Raw genomic sequence first — 15,977 nt, 5'->3', positions numbered from 1 at the left:
GTTGATAGGCCAGATGTGGAAGCCCGGTAACGGGTGGAGCTGACTGGTACTAATAGGCCGAGGGCTTGTCCTCAGTTGCTCGCGTCCACTGTGTTAGTTCTGAAATAACGAACGGCCGTGTTTGTTCCGGTGTTGGTTAATTTCATAGTGTTTCGGTGGTCATTGCGTTAGGGAAACGCCCGGTTACATTCCGAACCCGGAAGCTAAGCCTTTCAGCGCCGATGGTACTGCAGGGGGGACCCTGTGGGAGAGTAGGACGCCGCCGAACTCCTTTTACGGGAAAGCCCCGTGTCCTTGTGGACACGGGGCTTTTCTGCGTTTACCCCTCTTTTTTCTGCTGTCAGGCAGCAATGACCAGGTGGGTGTCGTAGGCCAGGATGACTGCCTGGACACGGTCGCGGGATCCGGTCTTGGCGAGAATGCGCGTCACATGCGTCTTCACCGTCGATTCGGCGAGATGGAGCCGTTCGGCGATCTCCGTGTTGGACCAACCCTGACCTATGACGGTGAGGATTTCTCGTTCCCGTTCGGTGAGGGACGCGATGCGTGCGTCCAGGGTGGCGGGGCCGCCGGGAACGGCCGGGAGGTGCTGCACGTACGCGTCCAGAAGGCGTCGCGTGAGGCTGGGGGCGACCACCGCGTCGCCGCCGGCCACGGCCCGGATGCCGGAGAGGAGCTCCTCCGGCAGCGCGTCCTTGACGAGGAAGCCGCTGGCGCCGGCGCGGAGGCCGTCGTACGCGTACCGGTCCAGGTCGAAAGTCGTGACGATGAGGACGCGGGTGCGGGCACCGGCCTTGACGATGCGGCGGGTGGCCTCGATGCCGTCCAGGAGCGGCATGCGGATGTCCATCAGCGCGACGTCCGGCCGATGCTGCTGGACGAGGCTCAGGGCTTCGAGGCCGTTGCCGGCCTCGCCCACCACCGTCATGTCGTCCTGGCTCTCCAATAGCATGCGGAATCCGAAGCGTTGCATCGGCTGGTCGTCCGCGATGAGCACGGTCGTCACGAGAGGGTGTCCTCCAGAGGAAGGCGGAGCCGTACCTGCCAGCCGGTCGCGGATGCGGATCCCGGCAGCGGGCCCGCCTCCAGTGTGCCGTCGTAGAGCGACGCCCGCTCGCGCATCCCGGTGATCCCCTGTCCGCCGCCCCCGGAGCCGTGACGGCCTGCGGTGTCCGCGCCGGTGCCAGTGCCTGTACCCGTGCCGGTGTCCGTGATGACGGCCTCCAGTTCGGTGGCCCGGTAGGTCAGGGTGACCTCCGCGGTCGGTGCCGGGGCCGTACCGCCGTGCTTCAGCGTGTTCGTCAGGGCCTCCTGCACCACCCGGTAGACCGTCAACTGCCGGCCCGCGGTGGGCGGGGCGGACGGGGGCGTGCCGTGGATGTGCAGGCGTACGGGGAGGCCCGCCGTCCGTACGCCGGTCAGGAGTTCGTCCATGTCGTCCAGGGTCGGCTGCGGGGTGCGGTCGGCCTCGGCGGGGTGGTCGCGCAGGACGCCGAGGAGGCGGCGGAGTTCGGTGAGGGCCTGGCGGCTGGTGGTTCCGATGGCTTCGAGGGCCTGGGCGGCCCGTTCCGGGCTCTTGGCCGCCGCGTACGCGCCGCCGTCCGCGAGGCCCGTGATCACGGAGAGGTTGTGGCCGATGATGTCGTGCATCTCCCTGGCGATCCGGGTGCGTTCGGCGGCGGCCGCGAGCCGGGCCTGCTGGTCGCGCTCCAGCTCCAGCCGGTGGGCGCGGTCGACGAGGGCCGCGGTGTACTCCTTGCGGGTGCGGACCACGATCCCGAGCAGCGCCGAGAGCGCGAACGCCCAGAGGTGGGGCACGATCATCGGATCCCAGCTGTGCGGGCGGTGCAGTGCGCCGGCCACCAGTGGGGCGGCGACCAGGGCACCGGCCCACGCCAAGGCCTTTCCGGGCAGCCGCAGCGCGACGTGGAAGACGACGATCTCCTGGAGGAAGGCGGCCTGGATGACGGCGCCGGACCAGGCGTTCACCAGCGAGACCGGGGCCATGAACACCAGCACCGCCAAGGGGTGCGTACGCCGCCACAGCAGCGGTGCGGAGAAGGCCACGCTCATCAGCAGCACCAGCGTCCCGGACACGGTCGGGTCCAGGGCCACGGTGCGCCAGCCGCCCGAGGTGATGTCGAGTACGGCGAACAGGATCCAGGATGTGGTCAGCAGACCGTCCCAGACCAGCGGCCGGCGCGCGTCGGCCGCGCGGACGCGCTGGAGCAGGCGCTGGATGGGACCGGTGAGCGGGGTGGTGCCGGGGGTGGCATCCGGGGAGGTGCCGGGGGTGGCGTCCTGGTCGGTGTCCGGGGTGGTGCTCAGGTCGTCGTCGGTCGTCACGTGTCCATCCTCGTGACCCGCCGCCCCGGCGTCATGCGTCCCGTCGGCGCAGCAGCAGTGCTGCCGAGCCCAGGGCCACCGCGGCCCACAGGCACAGCGCGAGCACCGCGCCGCCCGTCGAGGCGTCGCCGTCCAGCGGGGTGGCGGAACCGAGGACTCCGGCCGCCTGGGTGGGGAAGTACTTGATGGCGCTCTCCACCACGTCGTACGGCAGCATGGAGAGGACCTCCGGCAGGATCATCACACCGCCGATGTAGGCGCCGATCGCGCCCGGCACCGAGCGGAGCAGGCCGCCGAGCCCCAGTGCGATCAGGCTGAGCAGGGTGATGCCCGCCGAGTTGCCGACGATCGCGCCGAGGATGCCCGGGTCGCCGAGCGAGGCCGCCTGGTCGGTGTCGTGGAGGAAGAACTGCGCGGCGAGGAAGGTGATCAGGGCGGTGACGAGCATGGTGGCGAAGACCGTGGCGGTGAAGACCGCCGCCTTCGCCCACAGCACCGGGAGTCTGCGGGGGACCGCGGCGAGCGAGGCGCGGATCAGGCCGGTCGAGTACTCGCCGGCGGTGACCAGGATGCCCAGGACCACAGTGCACAGGCTGCTGAGTACCGAGCCGTAGAGGACCAGGACCACGGTGTCGACGTCGGAGTCGCCGCCGTCGGAGGTGCATGTCGTGCCCATGGCCAGGCCGACGGCGAGCATCAGGACGGCCGCCGAGGCCAGAGTGATCCAGGAGGAGCGCAGGGACCGGAGTTTGTGCCATTCGGAGCGGAGAACCCGGGTGGGGGTGATCCGGTACGGGCGTGGGGCCCGGCCGTCGTCGTCGGTGCGTCGGTTCGGCTGGGCGGTCGCGGTGGTCATGCGAGGGCTCCGGTCGGTCCGGGGGCGGTGATCCGGTACTCGACCGACTCCTGGGTCAGGTCCATGAAGGCCTGTTCCAGGGAGGCGGTCCGCGGGGTGAGTTCGTACAGCGGGATGGCGTGGGCGGCGGCGGTGCGGCCGATGTGTGCCGCGTCCGTGCCGCGGACCTCCAGCTCGTCGGGGGCGGCGTCCGGGCCGGTGCTGATGTCGATTCCGGGACCGAGGCCGGTGAGGAGGCCGCGCAGGGCCTCGGCCCGCGGGGTGACGACCTTGACGGAGGCGCCGCCGGCCGTGGCGACGAAGTCGGCGACCGTGGTGTCGGCGAGCAGTCGGCCGCGGCCGACGATGATCAGGTGGTCCGCGGTGAGCGCCATCTCGCTCATGAGGTGCGAGGACACCAGGACCGTACGGCCCTGCTGCGCAAGGGACCTGAGCAGGTTACGGATCCACAGCACGCCTTCCGGGTCGAGGCCGTTGACGGGGTCGTCGAGGATGAGCGTCGCCGGGTCGCCGAGGAGTGCGGAGGCGATGCCGAGCCGTTGGCCCATGCCGAGCGAGAAGCCCTTGATGCGTTTGTGGGCGACCGCGGTCAGCCCCGCCAGGTCGAGTACGTGCTCGACGCGGCTGCGCGGGATGCCGTGGGTGTGGGCCAAGGACATGAGGTGGTTGAAGGCGGTGCGGCCGGGGTGGACGGAGCGGGCCTCCAGGAGTGCGCCGACCTCGGTGAGCGGTGCTCTGTGCGCGGCGTACGTCCGTCCGCCGATCGTCGAGCGGCCCCGGGTGGGTCGTCCAGGCCGAGCAGCATGCGCATGGTCGTGGACTTCCCGGCACCGTTCGGGCCGAGGAAGCCGGTGACGGTGCCGGGCCTGACCGTGAAGTCGAGGTCCTGGACGACGGTGTTGTCCCCGTACCTCTTGGTGAGTTCGTATGCCCTGATCATGCGGTCGACGCTACGGAGCGGAGCTCCGGCAGGCGTCGGACCTGGGGCGGGACCCGGTGGCGGGTGTAGTACCGGGGTACGACGCGGGGTCGGGGAATGTTGTTTGCGCGGGTCGGGCGGCGGGGGCAGGATCGGCGGATGGAACATGTGATGAGAGCCGTGCGCGCCGATGAGTGGCCCCTGGTCAAGGAGTTGCGGCTGGCCGCTCTGCGGGATCCGGCCGCGCCGGTGGCGTTTTTGGAGACGTACGAGCAGGGCGCGGCCCACTCCGACGAGTTCTGGCAGGACCGGGCACTCGGCGCGTCCGCGGCCGGCGGCGGTGACGTCCGGCAGTTCGTCGCCGTCGCGCCGGACGGGCGGTGGGACGGCGGGGTCACCGTGCTGATCGAGCGGCCGGACGCGGAGGTGCGGTTCGGGGAGGCGGTCGACGTCCACCAGGCGCATGTCGTCGGTGTGTTCGTACGGCCGGAGGCCCGGGGCGTGGGTCTGGCCGAGGAGCTGTTCCGGGCCGGGACGGACTGGGCCTGGTCGTTGGCGAGGCCGCGGATCGAGCGGGTGCGGCTGTATGTGCACGAGGACAACGCGAGGGCCGCGGCGCTCTACCGGCGGATCGGATTCTCGGCGACCGGGCGTTCGGTGCCCGTTCCGGGAGATCCGTCCGCCCGGGAGATCGAGTACGCGGTGGAGCGGGAGGCGTAGGCCCCGGGCGGGCTGCCGGGGGTGCGCGGCGGCCGGGTCGGGCGGGTCGGGTCCGGGCCTGCGGCCGTGGGGCGCCGCGGGCGGGGCAGTGTCTCTCAGGGTGTCCTGGGGAAGGCGGCGCGCAGTGCGGAGCTCCGGGTGAGGAACGCGATCCGGACGACGGGCAGCATGCAGACGGTCTGCACCGCGGCGTACCACGGTGGGCAGACTCCCGGGATCAGGTCGACGCCGATGATCGCGATCGGCATGACGACGGCGACGGAGCCCACGCGCTCGAAGGCCCGCCGGGACCCCCGGGAGGCGGAGACGGCCATCCGGTGGAGCAGCACGGCGATCAGGGGCAGCAGGGCTGCCCGTACCCACATGAACGTGTTGACCGGATGGCCGCTGCTCGCCACCACGACGACGGCCAGGAGGGCGACGGCGCCGAGTGCGCCGCAGAGCGTGAAGCCGCTCTTCGCCTTGTCGAGGGCCTCCCGGGTGCGGGGGGCGTCGAGGGAGGCCGGTCCGGTCGGGGTGTTGTTGTCGGTTGCCGTGCTCGCCGTGAGCTTGTCGTTCGCCGCGTTCGCCGCGTTCGCCGCGTTCGCCGTGTTCGTCCTGAGCTTGTCGGTCGCCGTGTTCGTCGTGAGCTTGTTGGTTTCCATGCTCACCGACGCTACGAAGCGCCCGGCCGGCACGGTATGCGTCTGGGCCCACGGGTGGGTGGGGCCGGCCCCACTCCTGGGTCGGCCAGGGCTGTCGCGGGCTCCGTGCGGTGCACAGTGGGAGCACCGAAGGGGAAGCGGAGGAAGAGCCATGAGGCAGTCGGGTTCGTGGCCGGTGCGCGCCGGTGTGGGTTTCGTACGGGCGTGTGTCGTGGCGGTCGTCAGCATGCTGGTGCCGGCGGTGTGGGCCGCCTCGGTGGCGCTGGGGATCCGGTGGGGCGCGTCGAACCCGTGGTCGTGGCTGTTGCCGGTGGTGCTGGTGTGCGTGGGGACCTTCGCGCTTTCCCGCCCGGTCTGCCGGACGGTCCGCTTCCTCGTCGAGAGGTGGACCGGCACCGTCGTCCCGGCCGGCTACCGGCAGGCCGGGCCGGTGACCCAGCTGTCCACCGGGTACTGGTGGAACGGCTTCGGTTATGAGCGCAGCAGGCGTGACGCCGTCATGGACCTGAAGTGGCGGGTCCGTTGGAAGGACCCCGCGAACTGGCGTGACCTGCGGTTCATGGCCGTGGTGCCGTTCACCGCGGGTGTGGTCGCGTCGCTCCCGCCGGCCGGGCTGGCCGCCGCGGTCCTCGGGCTCGGCGGGCCCGGGGCGGTCGTGCGTGCCGTCGGGGTGGGCGGCCTGGTCGTGGCGGTCGCCGGTGCCCCGTACGCCTGGCGGTGCGTCGAGCCGGTGGCCGTCCGCTTCCTGCGGGCGTCGCCCGCGATGGTGCTGGCGGACCGGGTGGCGGAGCTGACGGCCCAGCGTGCCGATACGACGGTCGCGCAGGCCGCCGAGATCCGCCGGATCGAACGGGATCTGCACGACGGGGCACAGGCCCGGCTGGTCGCGCTAGGGCTCTCCCTGGCGACGGCGGAGAAGCTGATGGAAACCGATCCCGAGCAGGCCAGGGCGCTGATGCGGGCGGCACGGGCCGGTGCCGCCACATCGCTGACCGAGCTCCGTGAACTGGTCCGGGGGATCAACCCGCCGGTGCTGAACGACCGGGGGCTGGTCGAGGCCGTTCGCGCGTTCGCCCTGGACAGCCCGCTCGAAGCCGATGTGACCGCCGGACTCCGGCTGTCCCTGGAGCCGCCGATCGAGTCCGCCCTCTACTTCGGGATCGCCGAGCTGATGACCAACGCGGTCAAGCACGCCCGTGCCACCCGGGCGCGGATCTCGATGGTCCGGAACGGTGCCCGCCTGGTCGTCGACGTCGAGGACGACGGCCGGGGCGGGGCCGCCGTGAGCGACGGCGGCGGCCTCGCGGGGCTGCGGCAACGGCTCGCGGTCTTCGACGGCACCCTGGAGGTCACCAGCCCGGCAGGCGGTCCGACCCGCGCGAGGATAGTGGTGCCATGCGAATCGTTGTAGCCGAGGACCTCTACCTTCTGCGGGACGGGATGGTCCGCCTGATCGAGGCGTACGGGCACCAGGTGGTGGCGACGGCGACCACCGGGCCCGAGACGCTCGACGCGCTGCTGGAGTGGCGGCCGGACGTGGCCGTCGTCGACATCCGTATGCCGCCGACCCAGTCGGACGAGGGCCTGCGGGCGGCCCTGGCCGCGCGCCGCGAACTGCCCGGACTGCCGGTCCTGATCCTCTCCCAGTACGTCGAACAGCTCTATGCCCGCGAGCTGTTGGCCGACGGCGCCGGTGGCATCGGCTACTTCCTCAAGGAGAGCGTGTTCGATGCCGACCAGTTCATCGACGCTCTGGAGCGCGTCGCGGGTGGCGGGACCGCGATGGATCCGGCCGTCATCGCCAGGCTGCTCTCCAGCGGGTCCTCGAACCGGCGGCTGGAGGGGCTGACCGAGCGCGAGCACTCCGTGCTCGGTCTCATGGCCGAGGGGCTGTCCAACCAGGCCATCGGCAGGCGGCTCTTTCTCAGCGAGAGCGCGATCGGGAAGTACACCACCTCCATGTTCGGCAAGCTCGGCATCACCGATGACGAGGACGGCAACCGCCGCGTCCTCGCCGTACTCGCCTACCTGAACAACCCCTGACCGCACGCTCGGTAAGCAGATCCGCCCCGGCGCGGCGGGTCATACGCCCTGGGGCCAGCGGGCGCGGGCCTGTTCCCGGGAGCGGAGGAGGGCCAGGGTCGGCAGGCCGGCGGCCCGGCCGTTCGCCAGCAGTTCCGGGAGGCGGGGGAGAGGGGCCACCGCGGCGATGTCGTCGAGCACCAGCGTCATTGGTGGGTCGAGCCGACCGTCGGCCGACCGTGCGGCCAGGCGGCGGCCGTGCTCGACCACGTGTGCGGCGAGTGCCGTGAGCAGGGGCATTGCTCCCGGACCCGAGCGAGGGTCCTCGATCGGCTCACCCACCACATAGAGGGTTCCCCCCTCGCCCGCGAATGATTCCAGCGCGAGCGAATCGGCCCGGTTCGGTGTGCAGGCCTCACGGATGTGCACCGATGAGAGTGCGCCGAAGGCCCGTACGGTCAACTCCTGTGCCATTTCGCGGCGTTCGGGGTGTGCGGTCAGTGCCGATTCCAGTAGGCCGGCGAGTCCGGAGGCCGCTTTGGGGTGGGTACGGAGCAGGCGCACCGGTTCGTGGGCGCTGCCGCCGAGGGCCCAGCGGTGGACCTGGCGGAAGGGCCGGCCGTCTATGGCGGCGGCGTGCAGCCAGCACCGCAGGAGCGTTTCCGCCGTGTCGGCGGTCGCCGCGTCGATCCGGGCCTGCGGACGGACCGGGGCCAGCAGAGCGGCGGAGCGGGCGGCGGCCGTGTCGGGCTCTTCGCAGCCCGCGGTGGGGGACCAGTGCAGGCGGGCCGGGGTGTCGCAGAGGTGGCCCGGGTCGTAGACGAGGACCGGGCCGAGCTTGGCGCGGGCGTCCTTGGTCTCGGCCCAGACGGTGGGGTCGGAGGTGACGACGAGCGCGGGGCCGTCGGCTTCGCGGATGGCCTGGACGGTGGTGGGCCGACGTGTGGCGGCCGGTCCGTAGACGACGGGGACGCGGGGGGAGGGGAGCGGGGGGTGGACGGGGGCGCCGGGGGCGGGTGCGGGGCGGGGGTCGGGGTTGGGTGCGGCGTGGGGGCCGGTGGCGGTGGTGGGTGCCTCGGCTCCGGTGGTGGTGGCCGCTTCGGCTCCGGATGCGGTGGTGGGTTCGGCGCTCGGCCCGGGGGTGGATGCGACTGCGGGGGCGGGTGCGGTCCTGGGGAGCGGGGCGGTCTCGGCCGGGGTGTGCTCCAGGGGGACGACGGTGGCGTCCCGGCGGGCCCGGCGGCGGGGTTCCTGCCGTCGGCGGGCCCGTACGGGCTCGTCCTCGTACGCGTACTCGTCCGCCTCCCCGCCCCCGTACCGCTCGGCCCGCTGCCGGGCCCGTACCGCTCGCCAGCGGGCCACCACGCCCAGCACGAACACCGTCAGCACCAGCAGCACCATCAGTTCGCCGATGAACAGGCCCCAGAAGAGCCCGTACCCGGAGAGCTCGCCCGCCGGGGTGTTCGGCCAGGCGGCCGGGAGGTCTTGCGGTGCTGTGACGAGCCGGCGCAACGACAGGGGCGTCTCGGCGAGCGTGACCCCCTCCGGCCAGGCGCCGTGCGCGAACAGCCCGGCCAGGCCGGTGGCCGTCCACGCCAGCAGCGTCAGCCCGGCCAGGAAGGCCAGCAGGCCGATGAGCATGCCGTCGGGGATGCCACCGCCGTTGCTTCCACTGCCGTTGCCGCCGGTACGTTGGTCAGCGCGCCCCGCCATGTCATGCCACCGTTGACTCGGACGACTCGTTCAGCCGTTGCTGGTGCTCGATCCGGGCCGCGCGCTCCTCCGCCTCCAGGTCCGCGGCGCGTACGTCCTCGGGGAGGAGGTCGGTGGCGGAGGACTCGGTCATCGCGCGGTCGGTGAAGACCAGTGGGCGTTCCGCCTCGGTGATCAGGTGTTTGACCACCTGGACGTTGCCGTTGACGTCCCAGACCGCGATGCCGGGGGTGAGCGTCGGGATGATCTCGACCGCCCACCGGGGCAGGCCGAGCACCAGCCCCGTCGCTCTGGCCTCGTCGGCCTTCTGGGCGTAGATCGTGCGGGTCGACGCCATCTTGAGGATTGCCGCGGCCTCCCGCGCCGCCGCTCCGTCGACGACGTCGCTGAGGTGGTGGACGACGGCCACGAACGACAGACCGAGGCGGCGCCCGAACTTCAGCAGGCGCTGGAAGAGCTGGGCCACGAAGGGCGAGTTGATGATGTGCCAGGCCTCTTCCACCAGGAAGATGCGCTTCTTCCGGTCGGGCCTGATCCAGGTGTGCTCCAGCCAGACGCCGACGATCGCCATCAGGATCGGCATCGCGATCGAGTTCCGGTCGATGTGCGAGAGGTCGAAGACGATCAGCGGGGCGTCGAGGTCGATGCCGAAGCTGGTCGGTCCGTCGAACATGCCGCGCAGGTCACCGTCGACCAGCCGGTCCAGGACGAGGGCGACGTCCAGACCCCAGGCCCGTACGTCGTCTATGTCGACGTTCATCGCCTCGGCGGACTCGGGCTCCGGGTGGCGGAGCTGGTCGACGATGTCGGTGAGGACCGGCTGCCGGTCGGTGATCGTCTCGTTGACGTAGGCGTGGGCGACCTTGAGCGCGAAGCCGGACCGCTCGTCCAGGCCGTGCCCCATCGCGACCTCGATGATCGTGCGGAGCAGGGCGAGCTGGCCGGTGGTGGTGATCGCGGGGTCGAGCGGGTTGAGCCGGATGCCGCCGTTGAGGGCGGCGGTCGGGTCGAGGCGGATCGGGGTGAGGCCGAGCTCCTGGGCGATGAGGTTCCACTCGCCGACGCCGTCCTCGCCCTGGGCGTCCAGCACGACGACCTGACGGTCGCGGAAACGGAGCTGGCGGAGCACGTACGTCTTCTCCAGCGCGGACTTGCCGTTGCCGGACTCGCCGAGCACCAGCCAGTGCGGGGCCGGCAGCTGCTGTCCGTACAGCTGGAAGGGGTCGTAGATGTAGCCCTTGCCGGAGTAGACCTCGCGGCCGATGATCACGCCGGAGTCGCCGAGGCCGGGGGCCGCGGTGGGCAGATAGACGGCCTGGGCCTGTCCGGTCGACGTACGGACGGGCAGCCTGGTCGTCTCCACCTTCCCGAAGAGGAAGGCGGTGAAGGCGTCCGACAGCGCGGACAGCGGATCTCGCATGGCGTGACCGACCTCCCTTTCGGTTCTCTCGGTTGCTGTGGGGTTGTTGTGCGGATGGTCGTGCAGGTTGTCGTACGGGTTGGTGTGCGGCTTTTCGTACGGGTTGCCGTACGGGTTGCCGTACGGCTAGCGGCGGATGCCGGTGGCGAACGGCAGGGTGTTCACGAAGGCGCGGTGGTGCTCGCGGTCGCACCACTCCAGCTTGAGATACGACTTGCCGGCCGAGGCCCGGATGGTCCGCTTGTCGCGGGCCAGGGCCTCCGGCGAGCGCGACGACACGGTGATGTACCCCACCAGGTTCACCCCGGCCGCGCCGCTCGCGAGATCTTCACCCCGCTGGTCGAGGCGGCCGTGGGCGGCGATGTCGCGGGGGTCGACGGTGCGGTTCATCTTGGCCTGGCGGCTGGCTTCCGCCTCGTCGTTCGTCTTCTCGGTGAGCATCCGCTCGATGGCGACCTCGGTGGGTTCCAGGTCCATGCAGACCGCGACCGTACGGATCACGTCGGGGGTGTGGACGAGGAGCGGGGCCAGGAAATTGACGCCGACGGGGGTCATCGGCCACTCCTTCACCCAGGCCGTGGAGTGGCACCAGGGGGCGCGGGTGACCGACTCGCGGGTCTTGGCCTGGAGGAACGTCGGCTCGACCGCGTCCAGCTCGGCCGGCCAGGCGTTGCGCTTGGTCATGGCCTGGATGTGGTCGATGGGGTGGTCGGGGTCGTACATCGAGTGCACGAGGGAGGCGAGCCGGCTCTGGCCGAGCGGCTGGCGGACCCGGATGTCGGCCTCGGCGAGGCGGGCGCAGATGTCGGTGAGTTCGCGCGCCATGACGACGGCGAGGCCGGCGTCCCGGTCGAGCCTGCGGCCGGCTTCGGGGCGGGCGGCGCGGGCCATGGCGTTGGCCTCGGCGGCCAGCTCACGGGTGTAGTGCATGCAGGCCACGAGGTAGGCGCGGTGCTGCTCGCTGGAGGTGGAGACCATGGACTGGAGCTGGTCGTAGGACTCCTGGAGCCAGCCCGGGGACGCCTTGTCGCCGCGCTGGGCGACGTCCTTGGCGTGCGCGTCGGGGTCGGCGGGCAGGGTGCGGGCCAGCATCTGGATGCGGGTCACGAAGCCGTCGCCGTTGGCGACGTGCTTCAGCAGCGTGCCGAACCGGTCGACCAGCGCTTCCTGGTCCTCGCTGTCGCGGAGCCCGACGCCGGGGCCCTCGATCTCGATCGCGGCGGTGACGGTGCGGCGGTCGGCGTGCAGGAGTACGGCGATCTCGTCCGGGCCGAAGGGGGCGGCGAGCCAGTTGATCCGGCCGATGCCGGGGGGCGGGCCGATCTCGACCTCACGCCCGTCGGCGCCGACGCCCGCCTCCATGGCGGCGGAGCGGTAGGCCGTACCGCGGCGCAGGGAACGCTTGTAGCTGCGGTTGATCTCAAACCACTTGTAGAAGGTGCGGTGCTTGTACGGGAGGTACACGATCGCCAGGGCGAGGAGCGGGAAGCCCGTGAGCAGCGCGATCCGCAGGGGCAGGATCGGGACGATCAGCCCGCTCATCATGCCGAGGAACGCGCCGACGATGATCAGGGCGATCTCGCCGGTCTCGCGGTTCTTGCCGACGATCGCGTTCGGCCGGGCCCGGCCGATGAGATACGTACGGCGGGGCGCGATCGTATGGGACGGAGTCGTCAACGCCCTCCACCTCCCGTGCTGTTGTTACCTGAACTGCCTGATCCGCCACCTCGGTGGGAGCGGCTGCCGTGCGGGGTGCCGGACGTCGGCCCGGATCCGCTGCGCGGCGGAGGCGCGGCGGAGGGGACGGATCCGCCGCCGGCTCCGCTTCCGCCGGAGTTGCGGGAGCTGTGCGCGGCGACTCCGCCGCTGATCGCGTTGGCGGGCCGGCCGCCGCTGTTGCCTCCGTCGCCGCTGTTCTGGCCGCTGCGGCTGCTGTGGGTCTTGATGCCCTGGGAGACGAGGGCGGCGGGCGAGCTGATCAGCGCGGCGGCCTGGGAGCCGTCGGTGGCCGCCTTGCGGTTGGTGCGGGCGCCCTGGATCTCGTCGCCGAAGCCGGGGACGAAGCGGTAGATCATCGCGGAGGCGAAGATCGCCAGCAGGATGATGGCGAGGCCGGAGACGACGGCGGAGAACGCGTTCGGCCCGTCGTTCTGGGAGAGCGCGCCGGCCAGCCCGAGGACGACGACGATGACCGGCTTCACCATGATCACCGCGACCATGATGCCCGCCCAGCGCCGGACGTGGCCCCACATGTTCTTGTCGACGAGCCCGGCGTAGACGACGGTGCCGAGCAGGGCTCCCACGTAGAGCAGGGCGGCCCGGATGACGAGCTCCAGCCAGAGGACGCCCGCGGCGAGGATCGAGACGAGCGAGACCACGATCAGCATGATCGGCCCGCCGCCGATGTCGGTGCCCTTCTTGAGCGCCTCGGCGAACGACCCGAAGAAGACATCGGTCTGCCCGCCGGAGGACGAGGCGATGATCTCGGTGACGCCGTCGGTCGCGGAGACGATCGTGTAGAGGATCAGCGGGGTGAACGCGGAGGCGAGGACCGTCAGCCACAGGAACCCGATGGCCTCGGAGATCGCGGTGGTCAGCGGCACGCCGCGGATCGCCCGCTTGGCGACGGCGAGCAGCCACAGGACGAGCGTCAGGACGGTGGAGGCGGCGAAGACGATCGCGTACTGCTGGAGGAACTTGGCGTTCGTGAAGTCGACGTTGGCGGTGCCCTTCACGGCCTCGCTGAGCTTCCCGACGATCCACGCGGCGGCGTCGGCGCAGCCGCGGGCGAGGGAGGAGAGGGGGTCCAGGGAGTTGTCGAGGGTGGAGGGGGCGTTGGTTTTGGGGGCTGCGTCGCCGTCCTCGCAGTACTGTTTCGCAGGCCCGATCAGCAGGTCGCAGGCCTTGTTGCCCGGGCTCGGGGTGGGCGAGGGCTCAGCGAAGGCACGCGCCGAGAAGAGGACAAGGGCGGTTTGAATCGCTGCCAGTGCGGTGACGACTGAGCGGGCTCGAAGGCGCGGGCTACCGGGCATAGGTGAAGCCTCCGTACTCCTCAACAGCCTTACTGATTTCGTCCGAGGTGGAGGCCGCGACATCTCCGGGGACCGGAGCCGGACCATCTTTCTGAGTGTCGCTGAGCGCTTTCCATCCGTCGCCTGTCCAGCTGAGTTGCACGGTCCAGGTCTTCCACGAGGTCCTGACCGGGTCAGTGGATCCTGCTCCGGACATGCCGATCAGCCCCGTGTACCAGACTGACACCTTGGCTGTATTGCCCTCGAAGGCCTCGACCTTTGTTCCGACAGGGATTGTTCGCGAGACGAACGTGCTTCCCTGTGGGGTGTTCCCAGAAGGATCCAGCCCCAGCTTTGCGAGGAACTCCGTGGAGTAAGCGGCGTCCTGGGGCCCTCTGAGCTTCGCCGCTGCCTCAGCCGTGTAGATGGTGTTCACGATCGCGTGGCGGCTGTCCTTCTTGAACATCCCGACAGAACCCAGCGCCACCGCATAGTTGGACGCCGCGCTCTGCGCCCCCTGCTCGTCATGCGCGAACCCCGACGGAATCGTGCCGTTCTTCCCCGTCACTGGTTTCGTCCCCGTGGCGGCAGTGGACGCCGCCTCCGGCTTGCTCCCCGCGTTTCCCGAGCCGTTGTCCTTGTCGTCCCCGCGCCCCCCGCCCATGTTGGCGAACGCGATGGCCGCGATCAGGAGGACGACCACGCCGGCCATCGTGACGAGCGAGCGGGAAGCGCGGGCCGGGCGGCGAGGGGCGTTGTAGCCGTCGCCGCCCTCGCCGTCGGGCAGGCGGGTACGGGTCTGGCGTGTTCCGCCGATGGTGCTGTATGCATCGTCCGTACGGCCTGAGTCGTTGCCGTAGCCGCTGTCGTCGCCGTGGCTCATGCCGCGCACGCCCCCTCAACCGTTGCCTGAACCGGGTAGTACGACGGTAGCCGTGCGGGATGCCGCGCGGACGCGGTGTGGTGACTCGACATCAGGGGACGCAACCTCTGCCGGTGGGCACGACGGATGGATGGTGTGGGGGTGGGCGGGACTGCCCCTGGCGTGGGATGACAGCCGGTCAGACGGCCATTCCGTAGACGATGGTGAACAGGGTTCCGAGCGATCCGATGATGAACACACCGGTCAGACCGGCAACGATCAGCCCCTTGCCCTGCTCGGCGCTGAAGGTGTCGCGCAGGGCCGTCGCACCGATTCGCTGCTTCGCCGCACCCCATACCGCGATGCCGAGGCAGAGCAGGATGGCGATGGCCATCACGACCTCGATCATTACGCGGGCCTCGTTGCCCAAGGTCCCGAACGGCCCCCAGTTCGGGGCGATTCCGCCGATGATGGTGGTGATGTCGCCCTTTTCAGCTGCCAGGATCATGTAAGTCACCGCCCCTGTTGGGTAGTTCATTGCCCTTGCCGGACGGCATGGGTCGCTCCCTATCTTCGCTGATGAAACTGCTCTCGCACGACGGCTTGACGGCTCTCTTTACCCGGATCCCGCACATTTGACCGGCCCGACCGCCCTGACCGGCGGATCGGATCGATGTATGACCGAATACGTACGGTTACTCTGTGTATCACGGGGTGTGACCCCGGGCAATGATTGCCATCCCGCCACCCTGGCCGAGAATTTTGCACATGCCCTGGTCAGCGCGCCGTACCAGGTCGGAGCAGGGGCCGGTCAGAGCAGCGGATGACGTGGGACGGGCGGCCGGGGCGGCGTGGTCCAGGAGGACGGTGGCCGGAAATCGCACCAGGTGCCGTCGAAGGGAAACGTTCCGGCCTCGGCGAGCCGGGCCACCGATGCGCCCTCGTCCCGGATCGCCGAAGCCTCGTCCGCCGACCAGTAGACGGGGTGACCGGTCTTGTCGGCGAAGGACTCTTCGTCCTTCCACCGCCAGCTCCGGTCCGGTGCGACGTTGATGTCGAGTTCGTGGTCGGTGATGTCGATGTCGTCACCGCGATGGATCCGGCGCTCCAGGTTTACGTACCAGCCACGGAACTTCCGTCTGCGGCCGAAGAGCCAGAGCACCGAGTGCGCTGCGTCGGTCGGCTGGTAGAAGAGTGCGTTGCCCATCGGCCAGCGGTCGGCGACCACCGGGTAGCCGCCGGGCGGGCGGTCGTCGGGCGCGATGTCCCGGAGGTGCGTCCCGGTCGGGAGTTCCGTACGCCACATAGGGGTGCCGGTCTCCATCCACACCAGCTGGCCCCGGTCGGTGCGTTCGACGAGGCGTACGGGGACCGACACACTCAGGTGGCCCCCGATGAAGAAGTTCCAGCGGAGGATCCGGCCCGGCTCGTCGTTCATGCCGTCGTTCATGTCGTTGATCATGC

Annotated in this window: 14 protein-coding genes, 2 rRNA genes and 1 pseudogene; 5 read left to right on the top strand and 12 right to left on the bottom strand. The window is 70.6% G+C overall.

All coding sequences use genetic code 11. The features are described 5' to 3' along the window. Together ABZ622_RS04460 and rrf are read left to right on the top strand one after the other, a co-directional pair. A 23S ribosomal RNA gene (locus ABZ622_RS04460) occupies positions 1 to 73 on the top strand; the annotation flags it as partial. Positions 74 to 151: 78 nt separating this feature from the next. Then, positions 152 to 268, top strand: a 5S ribosomal RNA gene (rrf, locus tag ABZ622_RS04455). A gap of 72 nt (positions 269 to 340) precedes the next feature. Here rrf and ABZ622_RS04450 read toward each other — a convergent pair. The 4 genes and pseudogenes from ABZ622_RS04450 to ABZ622_RS04435 all read right to left on the bottom strand — a co-directional run bounded on the left by ABZ622_RS04450 (position 341) and on the right by ABZ622_RS04435 (position 4,142). Further along, on the bottom strand, positions 341 to 1,006 hold the full coding sequence (locus tag ABZ622_RS04450; protein WP_360540190.1) for a response regulator transcription factor: 666 nt from the start codon (positions 1,004 to 1,006) through the stop codon (positions 341 to 343). After that, the gene (locus ABZ622_RS04445) at positions 1,003 to 2,328 is read right to left on the bottom strand and encodes a histidine kinase (protein WP_360540293.1); all 1,326 of its coding nucleotides are present in this window, start codon (positions 2,326 to 2,328) and stop codon (positions 1,003 to 1,005) included. Before ABZ622_RS04445 ends, ABZ622_RS04450 begins: the two co-directional genes overlap by 4 nt. Positions 2,329 to 2,377: 49 nt before the next feature. Beyond that, positions 2,378 to 3,202, bottom strand: coding sequence for an ABC transporter permease subunit (locus tag ABZ622_RS04440; protein ID WP_360540188.1), 825 nt, complete (start codon positions 3,200 to 3,202; stop codon positions 2,378 to 2,380). Then, a pseudogene (locus tag ABZ622_RS04435) lies at positions 3,199 to 4,142 on the bottom strand (ATP-binding cassette domain-containing protein). Before ABZ622_RS04435 ends, ABZ622_RS04440 begins: the two are co-directional and overlap by 4 nt. Positions 4,143 to 4,280: 138 nt before the next feature. Here ABZ622_RS04435 and ABZ622_RS04430 point away from each other — a divergent pair. After that, a complete protein-coding gene (locus ABZ622_RS04430; RefSeq protein WP_360540186.1) occupies positions 4,281 to 4,841 on the top strand; it encodes a GNAT family N-acetyltransferase in 561 nt (186 codons plus the stop codon). Positions 4,842 to 4,936: 95 nt separating this feature from the next. Here the strand turns inward: ABZ622_RS04430 and ABZ622_RS04425 are convergent, their stop codons facing one another. Then, positions 4,937 to 5,485 carry a hypothetical protein gene (locus ABZ622_RS04425; RefSeq protein ID WP_360540184.1) on the bottom strand — a complete coding sequence of 183 codons (549 nt, stop codon included), beginning with the start codon at positions 5,483 to 5,485 and terminating at the stop codon, positions 4,937 to 4,939. 151 nt (positions 5,486 to 5,636) lie between these two features. Between ABZ622_RS04425 and ABZ622_RS04420 the strand changes: the two genes are divergently transcribed. Together ABZ622_RS04420 and ABZ622_RS04415 are read left to right on the top strand one after the other, a co-directional pair. Continuing rightward, a complete protein-coding gene (locus ABZ622_RS04420) occupies positions 5,637 to 6,896 on the top strand; it encodes a histidine kinase (protein ID WP_360540182.1) in 1,260 nt (419 codons plus the stop codon). Next, complete coding sequence (locus tag ABZ622_RS04415) at positions 6,881 to 7,528, top strand: response regulator transcription factor (protein WP_360540180.1); 648 nt, start codon at positions 6,881 to 6,883, stop codon at positions 7,526 to 7,528. Before ABZ622_RS04420 ends, ABZ622_RS04415 begins: the two co-directional genes overlap by 16 nt. A gap of 39 nt (positions 7,529 to 7,567) precedes the next feature. Here the strand turns inward: ABZ622_RS04415 and ABZ622_RS04410 are convergent, their stop codons facing one another. The 7 genes from ABZ622_RS04410 to ABZ622_RS04380 form a co-directional block, all read right to left on the bottom strand. Next, positions 7,568 to 9,220, bottom strand: coding sequence for a type VI secretion protein (locus ABZ622_RS04410; RefSeq protein ID WP_360540178.1), 1,653 nt, complete (start codon positions 9,218 to 9,220; stop codon positions 7,568 to 7,570). 1 nt (position 9,221) lies between these two features. After that, on the bottom strand, positions 9,222 to 10,640 hold the full coding sequence (locus tag ABZ622_RS04405; protein WP_360540176.1) for an ATP-binding protein: 1,419 nt from the start codon (positions 10,638 to 10,640) through the stop codon (positions 9,222 to 9,224). 126 nt (positions 10,641 to 10,766) lie between these two features. Beyond that, entirely contained in the window at positions 10,767 to 12,317 is a 1,551-nt protein-coding gene (locus ABZ622_RS04400; protein WP_360540174.1) for an SCO6880 family protein, read from the bottom strand. Beyond that, a complete protein-coding gene (locus ABZ622_RS04395; protein WP_360540172.1) occupies positions 12,314 to 13,672 on the bottom strand; it encodes a hypothetical protein in 1,359 nt (452 codons plus the stop codon). Before ABZ622_RS04395 ends, ABZ622_RS04400 begins: the two co-directional genes overlap by 4 nt. Continuing rightward, positions 13,662 to 14,534 carry a hypothetical protein gene (locus ABZ622_RS04390; protein ID WP_360540170.1) on the bottom strand — a complete coding sequence of 291 codons (873 nt, stop codon included), beginning with the start codon at positions 14,532 to 14,534 and terminating at the stop codon, positions 13,662 to 13,664. Before ABZ622_RS04390 ends, ABZ622_RS04395 begins: the two co-directional genes overlap by 11 nt. Before the next feature lie 178 nt (positions 14,535 to 14,712). Next, on the bottom strand, positions 14,713 to 15,021 hold the full coding sequence (locus tag ABZ622_RS04385) for a hypothetical protein (protein WP_018101695.1): 309 nt from the start codon (positions 15,019 to 15,021) through the stop codon (positions 14,713 to 14,715). A 303-nt stretch (positions 15,022 to 15,324) separates the two neighbouring features. After that, positions 15,325 to 15,963, bottom strand: coding sequence for a DUF402 domain-containing protein (locus ABZ622_RS04380; RefSeq protein ID WP_360540168.1), 639 nt, complete (start codon positions 15,961 to 15,963; stop codon positions 15,325 to 15,327). Positions 15,964 to 15,977: the final 14 nt, after the last annotated feature.

Source organism: Streptomyces sp. NPDC007164 (assembly GCF_040634135.1).
GTDB classification, from domain to species: domain Bacteria; phylum Actinomycetota; class Actinomycetes; order Streptomycetales; family Streptomycetaceae; genus Streptomyces; species Streptomyces sanglieri.
This window is presented reverse-complemented; position numbering and strand designations above follow the sequence as displayed.

Excerpts from the sequence above, each read along its gene's own strand:
- ABZ622_RS04440 (WP_360540188.1), bottom strand. The coding sequence starts at position 3,202 with ATGACCACCGCGACCGCCCAGCCGAACCGACGCACCGACGACGACGGC.
- ABZ622_RS04430 (WP_360540186.1), top strand. The coding sequence starts at position 4,281 with ATGGAACATGTGATGAGAGCCGTGCGCGCCGATGAGTGGCCCCTGGTC.
- ABZ622_RS04425 (WP_360540184.1), bottom strand. The coding sequence starts at position 5,485 with ATGGAAACCAACAAGCTCACGACGAACACGGCGACCGACAAGCTCAGG.
- ABZ622_RS04420 (WP_360540182.1), top strand. The coding sequence starts at position 5,637 with ATGAGGCAGTCGGGTTCGTGGCCGGTGCGCGCCGGTGTGGGTTTCGTA.
- ABZ622_RS04415 (WP_360540180.1), top strand. The coding sequence starts at position 6,881 with ATGCGAATCGTTGTAGCCGAGGACCTCTACCTTCTGCGGGACGGGATG.
- ABZ622_RS04410 (WP_360540178.1), bottom strand. The coding sequence starts at position 9,220 with ATGGCGGGGCGCGCTGACCAACGTACCGGCGGCAACGGCAGTGGAAGC.
- ABZ622_RS04405 (WP_360540176.1), bottom strand. The coding sequence starts at position 10,640 with ATGCGAGATCCGCTGTCCGCGCTGTCGGACGCCTTCACCGCCTTCCTC.
- ABZ622_RS04395 (WP_360540172.1), bottom strand. The coding sequence starts at position 13,672 with ATGCCCGGTAGCCCGCGCCTTCGAGCCCGCTCAGTCGTCACCGCACTG.
- ABZ622_RS04390 (WP_360540170.1), bottom strand. The coding sequence starts at position 14,534 with ATGAGCCACGGCGACGACAGCGGCTACGGCAACGACTCAGGCCGTACG.
- ABZ622_RS04385 (WP_018101695.1), bottom strand. The coding sequence starts at position 15,021 with ATGATCCTGGCAGCTGAAAAGGGCGACATCACCACCATCATCGGCGGA.
- ABZ622_RS04380 (WP_360540168.1), bottom strand. The coding sequence starts at position 15,963 with ATGAACGACGGCATGAACGACGAGCCGGGCCGGATCCTCCGCTGGAAC.